The following is a 21,065-nucleotide window of genomic DNA, read 5'->3' as shown; positions in this document are numbered from 1 at the left end:
ACTTTTTGAGCTAGGCCATTAAAATCAGAGATGTTTCATTAATTCTTGTGCAACAAAATTTGCAATATATGGTTGAGCTTCAGGTTTTGGATGTAAACCATCAGTCATCATCCATTCTGGTTTGGTAATTACTTGCTCTAAGAAAAATGGCATTAAAAATATGTCCAGTTTGTCAGCTAAATCGGGATAGATAGCATAAAACATATCACTGTAACGTTTACCGTAGTTTGGTGGTACACGAATTTGCATCAATATAACATTTGCACCAGAAGTTTTGCTTACATCAATTATTTTCGATAAATTTGAAGCAATCAATTTAGGTGGGAAACCTCTCAAACCATCGTTTGCCCCAAGCTCTACAACAACCAAAGATGGTTGGTGCTGCTTTAAAAGCTGTGGTAATCGATCTAATCCGTTTCCTGTAGTATCTCCGGATATACTGCCATTAATAACGATGACCTCTTTACCTTGTTTGCTCAGTATATTTGGTAATAGACTTGGCCAACTTTGTTCAAGCGGCATTTGGTAGCCGGCACTTAAGCTATCCCCTAAAATCAGTATCTTCTGATTAGCATGAGCTGTAATGGGAATAAGTAAAAACAAAACTAAGGAAAGTAAACGAACCATGAACATACCTGTATCTAATGAATTGATCATAAAAGCCACTGAAGTCAGTAAACAAGTTTCTACTAATCAAGGTCAATTAACAATCTTGGATTGTATAAATCTTGAAATACAGCGTGGTGAAAAAGTGGCTATTGTTGGGTCTTCAGGAGCGGGGAAGTCAACACTAATGACATTACTTGCTGGGTTAGACTCAGCCACGACAGGTGAAATCTTTTTACTTGGCCATTCTTTGTCTGACATGGACGATGAAACGAGGGCTGAATTGAGAGCGAAATCACTTGGCTTTGTTTTTCAAAACTTTCTACTTATTCCGAGTTTAAGTGCTATACACAATGTAACTCTTCCTTGTTTATTGCAAGGTAACAAAGAAGATCTGACAAGGGCACGCGTATTGTTAGAAGCTGTTGGTCTTGAAAATCGAACTGAACATTTACCGAATCAACTATCCGGTGGTGAACAGCAGAGAGTCGCTTTGGCTCGTGCTTTTATGACACAACCTGAACTACTCTTTGCCGATGAGCCAACAGGAAATCTAGATCATCATACCGCAGAGAAAGTCACCTCATTATTGTTCGAATTAAATCAGCTGCATGGCACCACATTGGTACTCATTACTCACGATCTGCATTTAGCACAACAATGCGATCGTATTTATAAAATGGAGGCAGGCACAATTACAGAGGAGCAGTTATGTCATCAGTAAGTCTAAATAAGAGCTTGGCAAGGTGGGGAATTAGAGAAATTTTCCAAGGTCAGTTATGGCCAATAGGCTTTGCTCTAGTTTTAATTATTGCCAGTATTTTCGCTTTATCTGCACTGGCAATGAGAATCGAGCTTGTGGTAGTGAAGCAAGGTAAAGAAGCACTTACCGCTGATGCTGTTTTTGTGTCTGCTAATCCTTTGCCTTCAGAATTATTGTCAGCATCAAAATCACTTGAACGGTCGATGATGACCCAATTTAATACCATGTTATTCAGTGATACAGGAATGCAACTTGTGTCTATCCGTGCGGTTGATGAATGGTATCCTCTAGTGGGTGATTTGGTTCTTAATGGGAGTAAAGATCCTCATGTTAGAAAAAATCAATTATGGCTCGATAAACGAATCATGACACAACTTGACCTTTCAAAAGGTGACGTTGTCACACTTGGGGAGGCTAATTTTGAAGTTTCAGGTGTTGTACTTGAAGAGCCTGGATTAAGCTTTAATCCTTTTCAGCAGATGCCTTCAGCTTATATACATTACAGTGATATTGAGAAAACTGGCGCAATCCAGTTAGGTAGCCGAGTGCAATATCAGCTATTTTTAAATGTTGAACAAACACAACTTTCGCTGCTTCAGCAAACTATTAAACTATCACCCAGTGATAAATGGCAAACACAAGATACAAGCAATCAAAGTCGTGTGTTTTTTGATCGTACTTTACAATATTTATCGCTGACGGTAATGATGGTTATCATTATGTCAGCGACAACGCTAGTGCTGACATGCCAAAGCTACGTTAATAGTCGTTCACCAACGATAGCGATGTTGAAAAGTTTAGGTGCAAGTAAGCGCTGGGTATTTAGGTGGTTATTAATCCAAATTAGTATTCTTTTCTTAACATCTATGTTAGTTGGACTACTTTTAGGAATAGGCTTAGAGTATTTATTGCAGATTCCTTTAAAAGATTTACTACCAAGTCCTTTACCTAGTTACGGTTTCATACCTTTTGGCGCTTCAGTCATCTCTGTCATATTAATTACTATACCTGCTTTAGGGATACCTCTGGTTCATTTAGTTAATACGCCCGAAATCGCAATACTACAACAAAGTCAGAGCTCATTTAACAAGCAGTTATTATGGTTAATACTGATCCCTTTAGTCCCTTTGTTAACGTTTTATTCCCAGAACATATTGGTAGTTTTGGTACTACTAAGTATTATTGCTTTATTCATTCTTTTAGCGTTAGTAAGCATAGGATTAACACGTGCACTTAGTAAAATTACTTTGCCTCCTTCCTTAGCGCTTGCTATAAGCCGAATTAATCGTACCCCCATGATCAGTGGCCTTCAATTGTCAGCCTTGGCACTATCTTTAATGTTATTGTCAGTTATTGGGTTGCTAAGATACGATATTATAAGAGATTGGCAGAGAGCTTTGCCAGCTAAAGCACCGAACGTGTTTGCACTAAATATTTCCGATCAAGAACTGAGCAACTATCTAATGTACTTAGATAAAAACCAAGTTTTACGTTCAGAGGCTTTTCCTATCATTCGTGGCCGAATTCAATCTATTAATCAGAAAGACATAAATGACTATTCTTACCCAAACGGTATACCTAATGCTATTCAGAGAGAAATAAACTTTACATGGGGAGACAAGATACCTGAATATAATCAAGTGACATTGGGAAAATGGGGCAGCAACTCCCACGTTTCTGTAGAACAAAAGCTTGCTGATAAACTTGGAATTAAGCTCGGTGACAAATTAGGTTTTGTCATTAATAGCCAATATATTGAAGCGACGGTAGGGAGTTTACGTCATGTTGAGTGGCGTGATATGAAACCTAATTTTTACTTTATTTTCTCATCAGATGTAATGAAAGGGATAAAAGGTTCGTCTTTACTGAGTTATCGTATTGAAGACGATCAGCAAATTTTACTTCAGCAACTTTCACGCCAATTTCCAACGGTTACTGTCTTGGATATTCAAACGATGGCCAAGAAAATCCAAATTTTACTTCAGAAGGTTATGTCAGCAGTTACAATCTTGGCTTCTATTGGGGGATTCGCTGGATTATTGCTTATCTTTACTTTGCTTCAACTTAGTATATCACAACGTCAAAGTGAGATTCGTTTGTACAGAGTTCTTGGTGCAAGTAAAAATAGACTGACAAAGACACTTTGGGGAGAATTCGGCATTATTGCCTGTGTGGCCAGTTTTATTGCAACGTTATCAGCCGAATTAGCGGTTGCAGGCATTGTACTATACGTATTTGACATGACTCCTCAGGTCCATCCTATTTTTTGGTTAATGGTGCCTCTTTCAACAAGCATTGTACTGAGCATTGTGGTGATAAATACAATTTCAAAGCTACTTAAACCTATTGAAAAATGAATATCGAATTTACTCACATATGAAGGAAATACTTTAGTTATCCACAAAAACAGTGGATAACTTTTTGGATAACTAAGTCAATAAGGCGCAGGAGGTTTTCTTCAGGCTTTATGTATTGGGAGGTTGCAATTTAACTGGATTATTTAAATAGCTTAATCGGAATTTCACTGAAATACGTCAAGAAAATTATGCAATTTTTTTGAATTTTTTGAGTCATGAAAAAGTGAAGGTATGACATTTGAAAAGTAATGAAGATTGGCTCAATTTCGAATTGGTTGGAACGTTCAAAAAGTCACCACTTATTGGTATAAAATATAGGCTTTCAATCATTTAGAAAGAATTAATACCATTTTGTTATAGTGATTTTTAACCCATAATTTTTTTGTGATTTTAATCATTCCAAAAGCCGAGTAGAATTAATGTTAAATTATGAAAAAATCAATAAAAATGAAGCCAAAAATTTCCGATAACAAAAACAAACATATTGCGGTCATTGGCGGAGGGGTTGCGGGAGCGACCGCAGCCATTCATTTTTCTGAGCTAGGGTTTCATGTCTCCGTTCTAGAAAAAGGCCCTTCATTAGTTAATGGTCCTCCAATTTGTCATTTACATGCTGGCGGAAACCTTTACCGCGAAATTTCTGAACAACATTGCCTCGAGCTTCTTACTCAGTCCGTTGAAACCATTCGCTTGTATCCACACTCTCTTAATATCAGGCCGACTCTTATTGCTGTGCCTGAGTCTGATGGCGGAGAGCCTAAGGATCTGATTCCTCGCCTTGAAGTTATTAAAAAAGCTTATCAGAAGATGGTATTAGCAGATTCACGAAATCAAGTTTTGGGTGATCCTGAAACGTATTTCAAACTTTACAGCAAGCAAGACCTTAAATTATTGGCAAAAAAAGTACAACCTAAAACGCCTAAAACTATTGATGAATGGTGCATTCCATTTGCACAAAATGTTGATTTAGAGATGTTGAAATATCCAGTTGTCGCCGTGCAAGAGTATGGATGGAGTGTTTTCCGCCTCGCAGCTATCGCTAATATGACTTTATTAGATTCAGACAATGCTAATGTTTGCTTAAATGCCAAATTATCGAATGCACAATGGGATGGTAAAAAATGGCACCTCACTTATCAACAAAATGATGAAAACCACCCGTTACACTGTGACTATTTGGTAAACGCGTGTGGTTTTGAGACTGGAGCTATTGATGATAATGTTGGTTTGAAACGAGAGAGGCTAGTTGAATTCAAATCGGCATATGTGACCCATTGGCAAGCATGTACTCAAATGTGGCCAGAAGTGATTTTTCATGGTCCTCGAGGAACCGATAAAGGCATGGCACAACTTACGCCTTATAGAAATGGTTATTTTCAGCTTCATGGTATGACAAAAGACATAACACTGTTTCAAGGCGGTTTAGTTAAAAGTACTGCTTATTCAGCCCAACCAAAGCTACCACTTCAATACCTTTCCAAAATTTATCAAGGTTGGCAACCGGAGGTTCTACAACAAAGAACCAATAGTGCTATTCAACATATGGCACAATTTATTCCTAATTATCAATCGGCAAAGCAAGGTGGAAAGGCTTTATTTGGTGCTCAACAAATCCCAGGAAAAGATCCAATTCTTCGGGCAGCAGATGTCACATTTGAAGAGAACAATTACGCTAGAATAGAGGTAGTGAAAGCTTCGTCGACACTGTTAGCGGCGCAAAAAATCGTTCAACATTGGTTTAATTTATCTAAATCAACTGAAATCGAGCAACAGCATCCAATCACTGTCCATTGGAGCCCAAAGGAGATAGAACAGTACGCCACTCAACTTTGTTATGATCGAGGTTATCCGCCAGAACTAGCAAATTTCTATGGTGTGTACCCATAAAGTGTTTTTGATATCAATAACCAAAAAAACGAGCCCATTGAACCCAAGCTGCTTGTAACTCTTTTCGATTGCCTTTCACAAAACGTATGCTTTGCCCAGGTTTAGCCTGAGCAAGGCGGGGCAAATCTATTCTAGCGATGCAACCAAGTTTGGGGTATCCACCAATGGTTTGATGGTCATTAAGAAGAATTATGGGATAACCATCTGGTGGAACTTGAATCGCTCCGAGTGCAATGCCTTCCGATAAGATTTCATTAGTTGGAGGACAAATTTTCGTTCCCAAAACTTTATATCCCATACGATTTGAATCATTTGAAATGGCAAATGGCTTGGAATAAATTTTCTCCTGCTCATCAGAACAAAAACTATTAAACTGATAGCCTTCAATGATTCTAAGAGAAAGTGGTAAGTTATAATCTGGTTTATATCGGAATGTAACCTGACGAGGTTTGGAAGCTGGTAAATGATGTGATTGGAATGGTATGACGTCACCAGATTTTAACTTACTTCCATGTTGGTCAATCCCTCCTAATGATTCTCTCATCACTGTAGCAGTACTCCCAAGATGCAGCTTTACCGAGAATCCTCCTTTAATCGCTAAATAAGTTCGCAGCCCATTTTTAGTATGGCCAAATTCGAGAGTTTGGTTTTTCCTCAAAAGGAAATCTGACCAATTGTTTAGCGGAACATCATCGATACTTGCACTAAGGTCACCACCACAGATTGCGAGGTGGCAGTCCTCTGAGGCGACAAATGAACAATGACCGTACGTTATTTCAATCACTGAGGAATTAATAGGATTTTTTAGCAAATGATTTGCCCAACAATACGCATAATCATCAACAGGCCCTCCTTGAGTAATACCAATATGGGCCAATCCGAAACGTCCATAATCTTGAATTAAAGATAAAGGTCCTGACCGTTTTACCACAATGACAGCTTGGCTCATAGTTGTCCCCCCAATTGAAAAAATTCATTTCGTGAAATAGGCGTAAAAATGACGCTTTCACCCATTTCAAAAGGAATAAAAGGAGGACTATCGATAAACAAGTTAAGTGGTGTTTTTCCAATGACATTCCAACCGCCGGGACTGTCTGATGGATAGACTGCAGTTTTATTATCAGCGATAGCCACGCTACCTGCTGGCACAAAAGAACGAGGAGTTGCTAATCTTGGAATTGCAATAGAACTTGGAACATCTGAAAGGTAAGCGAAACCTGGTGCGAAACCGATAGCTGATACAGTGTAAATAGACTCTGAATGTTCTTTAATCAGCTGATCTAAATGTACGCCCTTTTCTATAAAGCGCCCAATGTCTAATGCAGTTTCTTTCCCATAGTACACTGGGATAGTTAGCGTTTTTTCATCACTACTTAATGAAGTGATTGGCTTGAAATTACATATCGTTGATTGAATATATTCATAAATATGGATGTCATCAATCCGAAAAGGTAGGTAATGAACTAAAATTGTCTGATATGAAGGCACTATATTCACGACACTATTTGATGTCATGTTCTCGCGCAAGTGCTGAGCAAGCTGCCCAATAGATTTAGTCGAAATAGAGTTGTCAAATTTGATTATTAAGGCACCTTCCGATGCTGGAAAGATGAAGTATTGGTCACTTTTCATAGAGATCCTTCTCTTTTGGTGAACTTTGATAAATTGAGTTATGGCAAGCAGTCGCGAATCTTTTGAATTAAAGTGATAGCGTCTTCATTATCTCCATGAACACAAATCGTATCTGCTTCCAAATGAATATATTGACCTGAAATTGTTTTTACTTTTCCTGAATTGGCCAACATCTGTACTTGTTGCAAGATCGTAGCTTCATTACTAAGTAGAGCATTAGACTGAGATCTGGCAGTTAACTTTCCATCATTTTGATAAAGCCTGTCAGCAAAGGCTTCAAACAACAATGGCACATCAAATTTATCAGCAATTTCTAGATATTTCTCATTCTCTTGTGAAGCAAGAATCATCAAAGGTAATTTAAAAAAAGCGGCTGCTTTGACCACCGAGAAGAAAATACCATCGTCGATCATCATGTCGTTATAAAGAGCGCCATGCGGTTTTATGTAGTTAATATCAGTGTACTGTGCACGACATAAGGCTTGTAGTGCGCCGATTTGGTAAATCAACATGTTCGTTATTTCTTCACCACCCATTGCCATACTACGACGACCGAAGCCTTGTAAATCCGGATAACTTGGGTGAGCACCAATTTCAACATCATGTTGATTGGCGAGCGCAATAGTATTATGAATAATTGTAGGATCAGATGCATGGAAGCCGCAGGCAATATTGGCCATATCGATGTAGGGTATTACGCGCTCATCATCGCCCATTTTCCAAGAACCAAAGCTCTCTCCCATATCACAATTGAGGCTAAGTTGTGGTCTATTAATTAATGTCATTGGTTAGTGACCTATTATTTTCATTGACTGGTTCACATAGTGCGTGAGTTATTGTTAAAAAGCCATTTTCTATAACTCAATCGCCATTGATCTGCCTGATAGATAATGCAATTTAAGAGAAATTTTTATTGAATGTTTCGATCTAATTTTAGTGGATAGTCAATACAAGTGGCAAGTAAAGCAAAGAGGTAATATTTAAATATGAATGATAAAGCGTTAGACTAAGAAAATAACGTCATAAGGAACGAAAAATGAAAGTACTTGTTACTGGTGGGATGGGTTACATTGGCAGCCACACTTGTATCCAAATGATTGCTGCTGGCATGACTCCAGTCATCGTTGATAATTTATATAACAGTAAATCTTCCGTATTGGAGCGGATAGAGAAAGTATGTGGCGAGAAGCCCACTTTCATACAAGGCGATATTCGTGATAAAGCTCTGTTAGTTGAAGTGATGAAGCAGCATGGCATTCAGTCTGTCATTCATTTTGCTGGCTTAAAAGCAGTAGGAGAATCTGTTGCCAAACCTTTGGAATACTATGATAATAATGTTAATGGGACATTAGTTCTCATAGATGCAATGCGTGAAGCAGGTGTCAAATCGATTGTTTTCAGCTCTTCAGCAACCGTCTATGGTGACCCAACGTCTGTGCCGATTACAGAAGATTTCCCTACCAGTGCGACTAACCCTTATGGCCGCAGTAAATTAATGGTAGAGGAATGCCTTACTGATTTTCAAAAAGCAAACCCTGACTGGAGTGTAACGTTACTGCGTTACTTTAATCCTGTTGGTTCACACCCAACAGGTGAGCTTGGTGAAGACCCTCAAGGTATCCCAAATAACTTGATGCCATTTGTTTCTCAAGTAGCAGTGGGACGACGAGAATATTTATCTGTCTTTGGCAGTGATTATCCAACCAAAGATGGGACTGGCGTTCGCGATTATATCCATGTACTGGATTTATCTGATGGGCATATTGCCGCACTTAATAAAGTAGGGAACAAATCAGGCCTACACATTTATAACCTCGGTACAGGTAATGGTTTCAGTGTTCTGGACATGATTCATGCTTTTGAACAAGCTTCTGGTCAAACTATTCCTTATCAATTGGTTGAGCGTCGCCCAGGTGATATCGCCGAATGTTGGGCAGACCCTACTAAAGCGGCATCTGAATTAGAATGGAAAGCGGAGAGAACTCTTGCTGAAATGACCGCAGATACATGGCGTTGGCAATCCAACAATCCTCAAGGTTACCCAGACGCATAAACAATATTAGGTGCTAAAATAATGCCCCTCAAACCTATTTCACATTTTGGGGGGGACAAGTACCTGAATCCATGCACGTAGTTTGATCTAAATCGAAATGTTAGCAATACATTGGCTAAATTGTGGTTTAAATGCTTAAAAGTGATAGAATAACTCATGCTTTTTTAACATAAATCCTAATTTCGTCTGAATTAACCGGGGTAGTCAATGGAACTTGGTTTGATCATCGCCTTTATCGTCGCTGCAGCAGTGATGGTGAAAAAAGAGATGGCAAAGTAAAACTTTCACTTTTATTCCTTTCATAATATTTTCATGTGAAAGTTGAATTACCATAATAAAAGCCAGCATTAACGCTGGCTTTTTTGTTGTTGAATTTTTAAATAGAATCAGAACTCATACTTAACGCTTAGGCTGTAGTTCCTTTCTGCCTGGGTAAGATCGCTTGTTAGTGCAGATTTCCCTCGAACATCGTTCCACATATAATACTTTTCGTCCGTTAAGTTCATTACACCGGCACGAATGGTTACATCATCGATTGGTTTGTAGTAAGCGGTTAAGTCAGCAACAGTTGCTGAGGGGATAGCCACTTGATTTTCTGTACCACCATTATTTTTATCATAATTGATATCTGAATCCGATTTTGGGGCGACATATCTGACTTTCAAACTGGTACCCCAAGCTTTATTCGGTGAGTCGTAATTGACTTCTGCCACTGCATTCCATGGATTGACGCTATTAAGAGGTCTGCCTTGTCCATCCTCGCCTTGCGTATATTCCGCTGCAATTCGAGTAGAAAGTCCTTCAGGTGCGTTAGCAAGCGCGTGAAGATCCAGCTTGTTTGATAGCTCTATGCCTTTAATTGTAGCCTCAGCTAAATTTTCATTTGTATATTCATTCAGCCCGTGATTCATCGTGGCAACTTGAGCGATAAAGTCGTCGTAATCGCTGTAGTATAATGAGACTTCACTGACAGAAAATGCATTAATGTGACGATAACCAACTTCGTAGGATATACTTTTTTCAGATTTCAAATTCGGATTTGGCTTGTTAATGTAACCGTGACGCGGATTATCATAGGTATAATAGAGTTCATCAAATGAAGGAGCACGAAATCCTTGGCTTATTTGTCCAAAAATGATGCCTGTTTGCGACAACTGGTAGGTTACCCCCAAACGGCCAGTAAAAGCAGAATCATCAAATTGTTTAAATGATTCACCATCGACTTTGTCTGGGTCAGTAGTAAAGCGGTCATAGCGTACACCAGGAGTTAAAGTAAGTTTATCATTTAAAAGAGTAATTTCGTCCTGGATAAACACACCGATACTACTTTCTGTTGCATTTGGACTATAAACATAGAGTATATCGTCTTTGTTTGCCGCAGAATTATACTCCTTATTAGTATTGCTTATTTTACTGTGTTTATAAGACAAACCATAATTTAAGTAATGATTATGAATTTCTTTATCAATTTGAGTCTCTATCTCAAATCTTTTTTCGGAGTAATGGTAATCTTTTTTCTGATTATTATCATAATACCATTCATTTTCTGGCTGAAAACGATGAGTAATTGCATGCTCTTTTTTATTAATCCAGTTAGCTCGAGTAGTGATGCTATCGGCAACCTTTGAATCCGCATACCACAGGTGTTTAATCCCCAAACGATTCTGTTTTGATTTGTCGTTTGATTTATCGATGTCAGAATTCATGCTGGCAAGGTCAGAATTACTCTGGTTTGAGATCATTTCACCTAATAAGGATATTTGGTGTTGATCATTTAATTGTGATTGTATCTTAACCAATAAATCATTTTTACTGTAATCTTGAGATTTAACCGAGTTATTTACATAGGGATATTTTGCAAAGTTTTGCAATTTTTCTCCATCACGGCGTGTAAAAGCGACAAGAGATTCTACTTTTCCAAAGCGATTCGCAAGTGCAACGTGTTCGTTAAATGATTTGTCCGCTGATGAATACCCTAGTTTAACTTGTCCGCCCATTGCTCGATTTTCGTCCAAGAAGTCCGCAGGATCCTTGGTATCAAAAGCAACAACGCCACCAATTGCATCGCTGCCATGAAGACTAGAAGCTGCGCCTTTTACGACTTCAACACTTTTCAGCATGTCTGGATCAATCGATACCGCACTAGAGTTGATAAAAGAGTAGGGACCACCATCAAAAGCGCCAGGTTGTGATGCACCATCAACTAATATCTTAATCCGTTTTCCTTCAATACCACGGATATTGATACTCTGAACGCCTTGACGTTGAGTCGTGTTAACGGTGACACCAGGAGTATCTTTAAATAGTTCTCTGATGTCTTCAACCATGTTTGCATCGATTTCTTTAGCTGTAATGACACTGACAGAGGCCGCCACAGATTCAAGATTTTGACTATTCCTTGTTGCAGATACTAATACTTCATCAAATTGTGAGTACTCTTTTCTATCAGAATCTTCTTGTAAGCTAAAAGTTTCTTGTGCGTTTACAGCATGACAAAAAGTAAAGAGGATAGAAGTAGACAACAAAGATCGCTTGAACATTTTTTCAACTCCATGATATTTAACAAGGTGTGAATGTTAATTCATGTAAATGAGAATTACTATCGTTATCATTGTGTTTTGTTTTTGCGCATTAGAGATAAAATTGTGCTACATAAGTTTTTATTTAATGTAATCAGTGTACTAAACGATGTTTTTTGACAAAAAATTCAATTCTTAAATTACTGCTATTGTGACAAGTATCACAATAGCGGTTTAAGTTGTTAAATAAGTTACGAGAGAGGTGAAAGGCTCTAGTCGGAAGAAATAGATAATTGTAACGACATATCTGCTGTACCGTCAGCAAACTGAATATCAAGCTCAAATCCAAGATTTTGTGCCAAAGACAGCATGCCTCTGTTTGTTGGCAATGTTATACCTGATATTTTTTTTGTACCTTTAACTTGGCAATAATTTATTATTTTCTTCATTAAGATTTTGCCAAGACCTATCCCTTTTTGATCAGACTGGACTAAAATCGCAAACTCAGCATTACTATTGTCAGGATTAATCAATGCTCGGGAAACTCCAATTATTGAAGGTTTGTTGTCGGAGTATGCTATCGCAATGAAAGCCATTTCTCGGTCATAATCTATTTGAGTAAGGTGGGCGAGTGCCTCATGGTTTAGTACACCAACTTCAGAAAAGAACCGATTGTACAAATCTTCTTTTGAAACTCGCTTGATAAAAGCGATGTAATCGGGCTCATCTTCAGGCAGGATTGGGCGCAATAAAATAGGTTGTCCATCTTTAAGCTTGACCGTTTCGACAAATTCAGCTGGAAAAGGTCTAATAGCAAGTCTTTGTTGAGCATTGGCACAATATGATTTTAAAGTTAAGTCAGCATCAATAATGGTCATATTGTTATCGTCAACAAGGAGTGGATGAATGTTTAGCATTTCTATTTCTGGTAATTCTACAGCCATTTGAGAAATTCTTACCAAGAATTGAGATAACGCGTCTATATTGATTGCCTTTTTATGTTTTTGACTGCGTATTTTGTTTGTTTTTAAAGCAATAGTAATCAAGTAGCGTGCTAATGCCATATTTAAAGGAGGCAATGCTGCTACCGCATCTTGATTCAAGTTCCAATTAGCTCCACCTTGACCGAGTAAAATAACTGGACCGAACACTTCATCTGATATGATGCTAATACGCAGCTCTTCTGCGTTCCCTAACTTTGCCATGGCTTGAACTAATAAACCTTGAAGTCTAGCGGAAGGTTCATAGTGTTTAAGATCAGAAAAAATAGATTTTGCAGCATTTTCAACTTCTTGTTTATTACGCAAGTTTAAAGCGACACCGTGCACATCTGATTTATGTTTGATATCCGGAGAACGAAGTTTTACAGCAACAGGATAACCAATTTTATCTGCCATGATCGATGACTCATTTGCATCACGTGCAATATAGGTAGGTAAGAGCTGAAACCCCAGCTGCTCAAATAATGGAAAGACTTGATGCGTATCTAAATGGGTTACTTGCTTTGTACCTAGCTGATCCTGTATCCATTTTCTAGCTGATTTAACACGACTTGAATGTAAGGGTTCTGCGGTCGTTGGCGTTTCCATTAAATGCTGTTGATTTCGCCGATACTCAACGAGATACATGTAGGCAGCAACAGCACTTTCTGGGGTGTGATAGCTTGGAATACCAGCCTGAGTAAAAGCTAGACGAGCCTCATGTGACATGAGTTCACCAGCCCAATTGGTTAAAAAGTTAAAATGTTTATAACGGGGGTGTTTTTTTATGAAATCGATAATAGCAAGAGCAGTATCCAAAGGATCGGATACTGCAGAAGGGCAATGCATAATCAGAATAGCATCAGTACAATCGTTATTCATTAAAGCATTTAAAGATTGAATGTAATGATACTTTGTCGCATCGCCTTTTAAATCAATAGGGTTGGTTCCTTGCCAATTATTAGGGAGACATTTAGTTAATTCAGATTTTGTTTCCTCATCTAACATTGCTAATTTGCCACCACGATTTAAAAGCTCATCAATAGCCATAACAGCAGGCCCTCCGCCATTAGTAATGACAGCGAATCGCTCTCCTCGTAATGGTACTGAATGCGTCAATGTCTCAACAGCAGCAAAAAGTTCCACAGTATTTTTTACACGAAGCATACCCGTTCTACGAATAGCAGAGTCGTAAATGATATCTAAAGAATCTGAGGGTTTGTTGTTTAATGTGCGAGCTTCGGAATATCTTCCTGCTTTAAGAACCAAAATTCTTCTGTTTCGTGATGCAGCTCTTGCCGCTGATATAAAACGTCTCGCATCATGGATAGAATCAACATATAACAATATCGACTCTGTTTTATTATCCATAGACAAATAATCGAGCAGTTCTGCAAAGCCTATATCTTTGCCCTGGCCAATTGAAATGAATGACGAAAATCCAATATTCTTCTCATGTGCCCAATCAAGAATTGTTGTACAAACAGCTGCCGACTGTGAAACAAAGGCGATTTTCCCCGGTTTGGCCGCAACAGGTGAAAAAGAGCAATTAAAATTATGCCAAGGTAGAATCATCCCAAGACTATTTGGACCTAGAACTCGGATATTTAAGTTGGACACATCAATTGGTTGTTGGTCATCAGAAATAACAATTGCAAATTCAGTACCTAGCTGACTTAACTCTTTTAGTAAAGATAAATTACGAGAAGCATGGGTACACAAAATAGCAATATCTGGTATGAATGGGAGAGATAAAATATCTGAGTAAGCAATAACACCAAATACAGTTTGATATTTAGGTGTTACAGGCATAATTGCTCCGTTAAATCCACATTGTAACAAGTTTTTCATTACAATATGACCTGCGCTAAAAGACTTCTGAGAAGCGCCGATCACAGCAACAGACTTTGGTTTAAATAATTTATGTAACTTATTCATTATGACTCCATGCCGTGAGATCAATAAATCTTTATCCAAGAAACCTCAAGATAAGTGTTCAACGAGACGACTTCGACTCTCAGGCACGTCACTCGAGCAGGGGTATAATAAGCGAATAACATTAAGGCAAAACGTGAATGAACTAGAAATTGCTGAATTTTTGAGCCATGATTACCATTGTTCAAACCAAAGTCACAAATTATTGTGTTTTGTACTTGATAATATGCCCAGCTATCGGCATGATTTATAGTAAAATTTTAGAGCGTTTATAATTCCATGAAAAAGATCTCAATTTTAGCTTTGTCAGTGCTTCTATCTGCATGTGCATCTGAAACTTACATTTCTGATGTTACAACCGAAAGCTACCGTGAAGACTATAGAACATCATCACAATCCATAACAACTTCCGAAACGACTGAAGTTGTACAAGAAAGCTCTCAAGACTTTGCAAGAAAACCAGTAAGTACGCCAGAGAAAAATTACGCTCGACTCACTCCTAAGAACCAAGTCAAACCAATTGAAATTGTCCCACCAAGCAGAAAGCAAGCCAGTCTCCAACGCTTTGGTTATACCATCCAAGTTGTAGCTGTAGGTAGCTCGGAAAAAGTCAGCCAGTTTGCTAATAAATTACCGCAAAGTGGTCAGCCTATTTGGGAAAACTACAAGATCGTTAATGGAACGAAATGGTATTCTGTTCTCTATGGTGATTATGCTACCAAGGCAGAAGCCAAACGTGCTATCTCATCGTTACCGGAGCATTTTCGTCAACTCAGTCCATTTGTCAAAAGCATTGATTCGATTAAGAGTTCCGCTTATCCAAATTTGAAAAAGATAAACTAATATCTAAAAGGGAGCCACGGCTCCCTTTTTATTTACAAGCTTAAAACTTGAGTGTTTGATTTGCATAAATCCTGTCCAAACAGTATGTATCTCACTAAAATAACTGTACCTCTTTGCTTAATTGTTTATCATATTGAGATTCTCTTTAGCGATCACGGAAAGATTAATTCATGATTAAAAATGTCCTCCTTTTATGTGGTGGTGGTTCGTCAGAGCACGAGGTATCACTCATGTCAGCAAATTTTGTCGAGCAACAGCTAAACTTGATAGAAAATATCCAAGTCGTTCGCGTAGAGATTAAAAATGATAAGTGGCTGACTGACCAAGGTGAGTCGGTATACTTAAATATCAATTCGAAGCAGTTATGTTCAAAGGACTCGAGCATTCAGATTGATTTTATCGTACCGTGTATTCATGGCTTTCCTGGTGAAACAGGAGATATCCAATCCTTATTTGAGATGGCAGATATTCCTTATCTAGGGTGTGGTCCTGAAGCCAGTAGTAACAGCTTCAATAAAATCACTTCCAAGCTCTGGTATGATGCAATTGGCATTCCCAATACGCCCTATTTATTTCTTACACGTAATGATCAGCAATCTATCCAACAAGCTTTGGAAGCATTTGATCAGTGGGGTAAAGTATTTGTTAAAGCTGCAAGGCAAGGTTCTTCAGTTGGTTGCTACAGTGTAACCGAAAGGCATCTTGTCGAAAGTGCTATCAACGATGCATTTGGCTATTCAGAACAAGTTTTAGTTGAAAAATCAGTCAAGCCACGTGAGCTGGAAGTCGCCGCCTATGAAATGGATGGTCAACTTCATATAACTAAACCTGGCGAGATCATTGCACCAGATAACGATTTTTATTCATATGATGAGAAGTACAGTACGACTAGTCACTCAATAACAGAAGTTGAAGCTAAAAACTTGACCAGTGAGCAAACTAAAATTATTCGAATCATGTCGGAAAGAGTCTTTAAACAAATGGGACTTCGTCACCTTTCGAGAATCGATTTCTTCTTAACAGAGAATGGTGAGATTTACTTGAACGAAGTCAATACATTCCCAGGTATGACACCAATATCAATGTTCCCTAAAATGTTACAAAACAACGGTCATTTTTTTCATGAATTTTTAGCATGTTGTATTGAGAGTAAAAAAACATCACAACCGAGTGTTTTATAGTCAAATATGCATAATTGTTCCGAAGAGATTATTTGAATATTACTCAATAACCATTATCATAGAAATAACGCACTAAGTGGATGACTCGGTGATATGGCGATTTCAAATTATAGAGGATTTAACCTCAAAGCTGGTGGTCCAGAAGGACGAATCTGGAAAGTTAAAATTAAAAATCATGTTTTACAAGGCAGCCTATCTGCTGTAAAAAAAAGCATAGATTGGTGGTGTGATACTGCAGCTATAATAGACCCCCAAGAGTTTTCAAAACTTGAACAACAGTCAAAGAATAACTGCAGTGCCAAATCTGAATCCTTTAGTGGTTATATACTAAGAAATGATACTGGAGAGCAGAACGATTGGTATTGTTTGTTCAACGGTAAATTGATCAAAGGCGGTAAATCAGCGATTCAGCGACATATTCAAGCTTTTTTAATCGCTAAAGAAAAAGCATTACAATCACAGCAACAAAAGAAATAATATTATGACTCTTGTATATTCCACTGAAACTGGCCGAATTAAGCCAGAAGAATCTAAAGTTGAGCGCCCGAAAGGTGATGGTATTGTAAAAATACAGCGTCAAACTAAAGGCAGAAAAGGGAAGGGCGTATGTATTATTACAGGTTTGGATCTTGATGATGCGCCACTTAAATTATTAGCAGCCGAGTTAAAAAAAGTTTGTGGTTGCGGAGGCTCTATCAAAAATGGAACCATAGAAATTCAAGGTGACGCTAGGGATAAAATAAAAGCCCATCTAGAGAAAAAAGGCATGGTAGTTAAGCTTGCCGGTGGGTAATACTTTTTACAGGTTAGCATTAATTAAATCAAATTAGAGCGCCGTTAATTGAGCGCTCTAATTAATTTATCTAAATTCTACCAAGCAATACAAGGCCTTTCTTCCTCGACATTATGTTCTTTTAGTAAACTCCAATAGTTAGTATTACTAAAATCATATTGATAAGAATTATCTGATTTGGCTCTAAAGTATTGAATTAAGCCTCTCGGCTGTTGCGACCAACCGTCTGTAATTTGGAAAACTTTACTGTCATCAAAAACGTCATATCCAGGGTAGGCTACAAGCTTACTACCATACATTGTAAGAAAACGGCCTGTTGCTCTATTTCTCAATAATAATTGATTTCCTTGTACAGGCGTTACCCACCATTGTTGATAAGGATTACCTGTATTAGGATATTTAGTATAAACCTTACCATCAAAGTTACTGTCTAACACTCGACCAGTTTTATTTTGTTTAATGTTGTACCAGGAGTTGTTTTCTGGCCAATAGTCCCCGTTGGCTTTTTCAAAAGACCATAATTGATATGGATTTCCTGCATTTTGTGAATGCCCGTATACATTACCTTTTGAGTCTCCATCAAGTACCCAATTTTTATTATTTGACAGTGAAAGATTAATATAATGACCTGATGGGGGTAAGAACTCACCTCTATAAATAGAACCTGTTAAGCCGCTCTGACCTTTAGACAAACACATAGACTTTTGGTCTTTCTTTTGTTCGGTAAACGTTCTTAAAATGGTAATGTCCTGAGCGCCCTCTGGTGCATGATATTCTTTAATTTCTATTTCACCTGTTGCAGCTTTGTAGTTGACGATATGAAACTCACCTTTGAATGCGGCACTCGTAACATATACTGGCGTATTACCATATATCGGATTGTTGTTGTGTTTATGTTGGAGAAATTGATGATTGTGCCCTACAAAAATTGCTATAGGATTATAAGTATCAAGTAAACTTCTAAATAGTTTCTTTTCACTCTCTGTTGCCTCATTCCAATAATCATAGGCGTGGAAGTTGATAATGATATCTTTAACACCTCTAATTTTTGCCAGCCTTAAGTCTTCTGCAAGCCAAGTTAAAGAAGATTTATAATCATAAGTACGTGAGCCATGCCAAGTACCATATGTATATTTATAATAAGGTTTAAATTGAAGTTGAATAAAGTGAACTCGTTTGTAATCCCAAGAGTAAGAAAGGCTGCCGACCTTATAACCATCAGTAATACCCACCCAGTCTTTACTGAAATGTTGTAAAAGGGGAGAGCGTGCATAATCATTTTTAATTTTCTTTTCCATTTTATTCATGCTGTACATAGCACAACTATTCTCTGATGTACCATCAAGAGCGGCTTCTACACAATCATTTCGATTATTGGCAATATCATGATTACCAAGACCAACAAGAAGGGGGCCTTTCACATTAGAATATACTTCTTCAAATGAGTTCCATTGGTTTTTACGTCCAAACTCAGTAAGATCACCATTCATGATTGTAAAATCAACAGGAGTTTGATCGTACATTGCATTTAGTGCAGAAACCGTATTTCTGTTTACTTTATACCATTCGTCTTTATTTTTATCGTCACTAGAAGAAACTCTCCATGGCTGTGGATCGGCTGTTAAAGCAAATCGAATATCTTCATTCGTATTCACTTTAAAGACAGCTTTCATCTCTTTATTTACGTCAAGATCAACACGACCACAAGAAATATTTGAGCCGTTTTTAAGGAATACGCCTTCTTTATAGGGTGGGTTTGCACCACAACTACCAATTTCATTCAGGTCCCATGAGTTATAAGAACCTTTTGGAATAACACTGGTTGCAGTTTTGAAAGAAGCGATAATATTTCCTAGTGGGGCACGTAATTGCCATTCATGGTCAAAACGACCATTACTACTTACATTATATGTTAACGGGGAGTGGCAAAATACACCTGTACTTCCCTTCGGAATAGTGGATGATTCGCTGCTTAATTCATCAGTATTGGCAAAAATTTGAGTTGATCTAAATTGATAATCTCGAGCCGTGTTTGTCACATCAATGCAAAGTGATAGAGTTGCAGTTTCAGCATATGTGGCCGCACTCGCCATCATACTTGTGGAAGCTAATATATATATAAGTTGCTTATTCAAGGTATCACCAATGAACGGTTAGTGGTTGATATAGATTTTGAATTCTAATTTTATAAAAAACAATAACCAAGTGATTTGTCATTATTTGTAAATTTCTAAGGTTATCTTTTATTTTCATATTTATTTAATTATTTATTCATCTCATTAATTATTTCCATGAAATTAAAAATGTGCTGTTTAAGAGTGCTATTTTGTAATTATTTTAATAACTAAAAGCCCAAAATCTGACAGCTGAGCTCTTGTCTTTTAATAATCAAGAGTAAACCAATCGTGATTGGTGGACTCTTGATTATATACTTTATGTTAAATTAAGATTATGTTTAATGATTCTTCCATATCATCGTATAAACATAGAAGAGGGCTAAATTAAATTCCAAAAAAGCCAACTCTGACGTGTTTACTACAAATTATTTAACATAATACATATAATACGCACTGGTTTATAATCTTTGTGAGTGCTGACGGGCTTGTATCTGTCGTCATAAAAACGGCCCAAACCGTTGATATACCTGATAAACCAAGCCCATTAAATTTTTTTGCGATGCTTTCCCACATCTCTTTTACTTGAGGGTTTTCATTGCGGTCTGCGTGACAACCTAGTAATGCGATCTCTGGATCTAAACCAGAACTTTGTGCAAGAAAAATAGCTTGTGTATCAGTCATATAGCGCTTACCTTTGCGAAAATCACTGATTCTTTGCGGTGGCAGCTTCATATCTGCCGCTATTTGTTTGTCTTGTGCGTAACTTTGAGCCTTGTCCTCCATAATTTATGTAAATCAAGCTAGGTCTAAGCAAGTACCAATATTAATGTGACACTGTCACTATGAAGGTTATGTATTTTGCCTGACTGAAAGTTAAAAAAGTTGATTTAACAGCCAGTATTGCATCAACTCTTTTCTTTCTACTTTTGCAATCAAAAAATTGTTTCCCAACGTACATCGTAAGCCACTTATGCTATCATTAATTCTTTAATATAGCGTAAAAATGGATTAATAGATGGCACTTACGATAAGAGATACTCATAAACATGAATACATGCTTGCGGAACTCAAACATCAGACCGAGACTAACACAATGAGTAAAGCATTGATTAAAGGTGGATATGAAGCAATTAAATATAAGGAATTATTCTTGAAGGAACAAGAAAAAAACCAAATCTTACGTGATCAGTTATTAAGAAGAGATGAAGCCGTTAATACTTTTTTAAGCTCTTTTGAACATTTAAGCCATGTTTTTAAAAAGTAACCCCTTATCTAGTTACACTGTCAAACAATAAGGTTGAAGATGAAACTATCTTATTTAGTCAATTGCTTACAAAAATGCCTCTCTATCTTTGCTATGACCATTTTTTGGCCTAATCTTATATTGAGTCATTAATCA

At 37.5% G+C, this 21,065-nt stretch carries 17 protein-coding genes; 9 read left to right on the top strand and 8 right to left on the bottom strand.

What is annotated here, in order from left to right:
- Window positions 1-24: 24 nt before the first annotated feature.
- The gene (locus VSA01S_RS12730) at window positions 25-627 is read right to left on the bottom strand and encodes an arylesterase (RefSeq protein WP_039983167.1); all 603 of its coding nucleotides are present in this window, start codon (window positions 625-627) and stop codon (window positions 25-27) included.
- On the opposite strand from VSA01S_RS12730, the gene VSA01S_RS12725 reads away from it, so the two are divergent.
- The 3 genes from VSA01S_RS12725 to VSA01S_RS12715 all read left to right on the top strand — a co-directional run bounded on the left by VSA01S_RS12725 (window position 626) and on the right by VSA01S_RS12715 (window position 5,613).
- Window positions 626-1,330 (top strand): ABC transporter ATP-binding protein, encoded by a 705-nt coding sequence (locus VSA01S_RS12725; protein WP_039983166.1) that lies wholly within the window; start codon window positions 626-628, stop codon window positions 1,328-1,330. The two genes, VSA01S_RS12730 and VSA01S_RS12725, sit on opposite strands and share 2 nt — an antisense overlap.
- Window positions 1,318-3,726 (top strand): ABC transporter permease, encoded by a 2,409-nt coding sequence (locus tag VSA01S_RS12720; protein WP_039983165.1) that lies wholly within the window; start codon window positions 1,318-1,320, stop codon window positions 3,724-3,726. The genes VSA01S_RS12725 and VSA01S_RS12720 overlap by 13 nt, the downstream gene beginning before the upstream one ends.
- Window positions 3,727-4,173: 447 nt before the next feature.
- Complete coding sequence (locus VSA01S_RS12715; RefSeq protein ID WP_039983182.1) at window positions 4,174-5,613, top strand: NAD(P)-binding protein; 1,440 nt, start codon at window positions 4,174-4,176, stop codon at window positions 5,611-5,613.
- A gap of 13 nt (window positions 5,614-5,626) precedes the next feature.
- On the opposite strand, the gene VSA01S_RS12710 is transcribed toward VSA01S_RS12715, so the two are convergent.
- Genes VSA01S_RS12710 through VSA01S_RS12700 form a run of 3 tightly spaced genes read right to left on the bottom strand, consistent with a single transcriptional unit; the run spans window position 5,627 to window position 8,030 of the window.
- Window positions 5,627-6,562, bottom strand: a complete 936-nt coding sequence (locus VSA01S_RS12710) for a 5-oxoprolinase subunit C family protein (protein ID WP_039983163.1) — start codon at window positions 6,560-6,562, stop codon at window positions 5,627-5,629.
- A complete protein-coding gene (locus VSA01S_RS12705) occupies window positions 6,559-7,245 on the bottom strand; it encodes a 5-oxoprolinase subunit B family protein (protein ID WP_039983162.1) in 687 nt (228 codons plus the stop codon). The genes VSA01S_RS12710 and VSA01S_RS12705 overlap by 4 nt, the downstream gene beginning before the upstream one ends.
- 38 nt (window positions 7,246-7,283) lie before the next feature.
- Entirely contained in the window at window positions 7,284-8,030 is a 747-nt protein-coding gene (locus VSA01S_RS12700; RefSeq protein ID WP_039983161.1) for a 5-oxoprolinase subunit PxpA, read from the bottom strand.
- A gap of 251 nt (window positions 8,031-8,281) precedes the next feature.
- Here VSA01S_RS12700 and galE point away from each other — a divergent pair, with 251 nt between their 5' ends.
- Window positions 8,282-9,298: a UDP-glucose 4-epimerase GalE gene (gene galE, locus VSA01S_RS12695; RefSeq protein ID WP_039983160.1), complete on the top strand. Its 1,017-nt coding sequence runs from the start codon at window positions 8,282-8,284 to the stop codon at window positions 9,296-9,298.
- Window positions 9,299-9,684: 386 nt separating this feature from the next.
- Here the strand turns inward: galE and VSA01S_RS12690 are convergent, their stop codons facing one another.
- A complete protein-coding gene (locus tag VSA01S_RS12690; protein WP_039983159.1) occupies window positions 9,685-11,838 on the bottom strand; it encodes a TonB-dependent hemoglobin/transferrin/lactoferrin family receptor in 2,154 nt (717 codons plus the stop codon).
- 251 nt (window positions 11,839-12,089) lie between these two features.
- On the bottom strand, window positions 12,090-14,735 hold the full coding sequence (locus tag VSA01S_RS12685) for a bifunctional acetate--CoA ligase family protein/GNAT family N-acetyltransferase (protein ID WP_039983158.1): 2,646 nt from the start codon (window positions 14,733-14,735) through the stop codon (window positions 12,090-12,092).
- A 276-nt stretch (window positions 14,736-15,011) separates the two neighbouring features.
- Here VSA01S_RS12685 and VSA01S_RS12680 point away from each other — a divergent pair, with 276 nt between their 5' ends.
- The 4 genes from VSA01S_RS12680 to yciH all read left to right on the top strand — a co-directional run bounded on the left by VSA01S_RS12680 (window position 15,012) and on the right by yciH (window position 17,549).
- Entirely contained in the window at window positions 15,012-15,575 is a 564-nt protein-coding gene (locus tag VSA01S_RS12680) for an SPOR domain-containing protein (RefSeq protein WP_039983156.1), read from the top strand.
- Between the two features lie 170 nt (window positions 15,576-15,745).
- Window positions 15,746-16,756, top strand: a complete 1,011-nt coding sequence (locus VSA01S_RS12675) for a D-alanine--D-alanine ligase (protein WP_039983155.1) — start codon at window positions 15,746-15,748, stop codon at window positions 16,754-16,756.
- A gap of 93 nt (window positions 16,757-16,849) precedes the next feature.
- Complete coding sequence (locus tag VSA01S_RS12670) at window positions 16,850-17,233, top strand: DUF3319 domain-containing protein (protein ID WP_039983153.1); 384 nt, start codon at window positions 16,850-16,852, stop codon at window positions 17,231-17,233.
- 4 nt (window positions 17,234-17,237) lie between these two features.
- The gene (gene yciH / locus VSA01S_RS12665) at window positions 17,238-17,549 is read left to right on the top strand and encodes a stress response translation initiation inhibitor YciH (protein ID WP_039983151.1); all 312 of its coding nucleotides are present in this window, start codon (window positions 17,238-17,240) and stop codon (window positions 17,547-17,549) included.
- A 77-nt stretch (window positions 17,550-17,626) separates the two neighbouring features.
- On the opposite strand, the gene VSA01S_RS12660 is transcribed toward yciH, so the two are convergent.
- Entirely contained in the window at window positions 17,627-19,684 is a 2,058-nt protein-coding gene (locus VSA01S_RS12660; protein WP_147052707.1) for a metallophosphoesterase, read from the bottom strand.
- Window positions 19,685-20,095: 411 nt separating this feature from the next.
- Window positions 20,096-20,449 (bottom strand): DUF3693 domain-containing protein, encoded by a 354-nt coding sequence (locus VSA01S_RS12655; protein WP_039982873.1) that lies wholly within the window; start codon window positions 20,447-20,449, stop codon window positions 20,096-20,098.
- A 232-nt stretch (window positions 20,450-20,681) separates the two neighbouring features.
- On the opposite strand from VSA01S_RS12655, the gene VSA01S_RS12650 reads away from it, so the two are divergent.
- On the top strand, window positions 20,682-20,930 hold the full coding sequence (locus VSA01S_RS12650) for a hypothetical protein (RefSeq protein ID WP_039982872.1): 249 nt from the start codon (window positions 20,682-20,684) through the stop codon (window positions 20,928-20,930).
- The last annotated feature ends 135 nt before the right edge of the window (window positions 20,931-21,065 follow it).

The organism is Vibrio sagamiensis NBRC 104589 (assembly GCF_007990935.1).
GTDB lineage: Bacteria > Pseudomonadota > Gammaproteobacteria > Enterobacterales > Vibrionaceae > Vibrio > Vibrio sagamiensis.
Note: the sequence above shows the minus strand (reverse complement) of the source record. Positions and strands in the feature narration are given on the sequence as shown.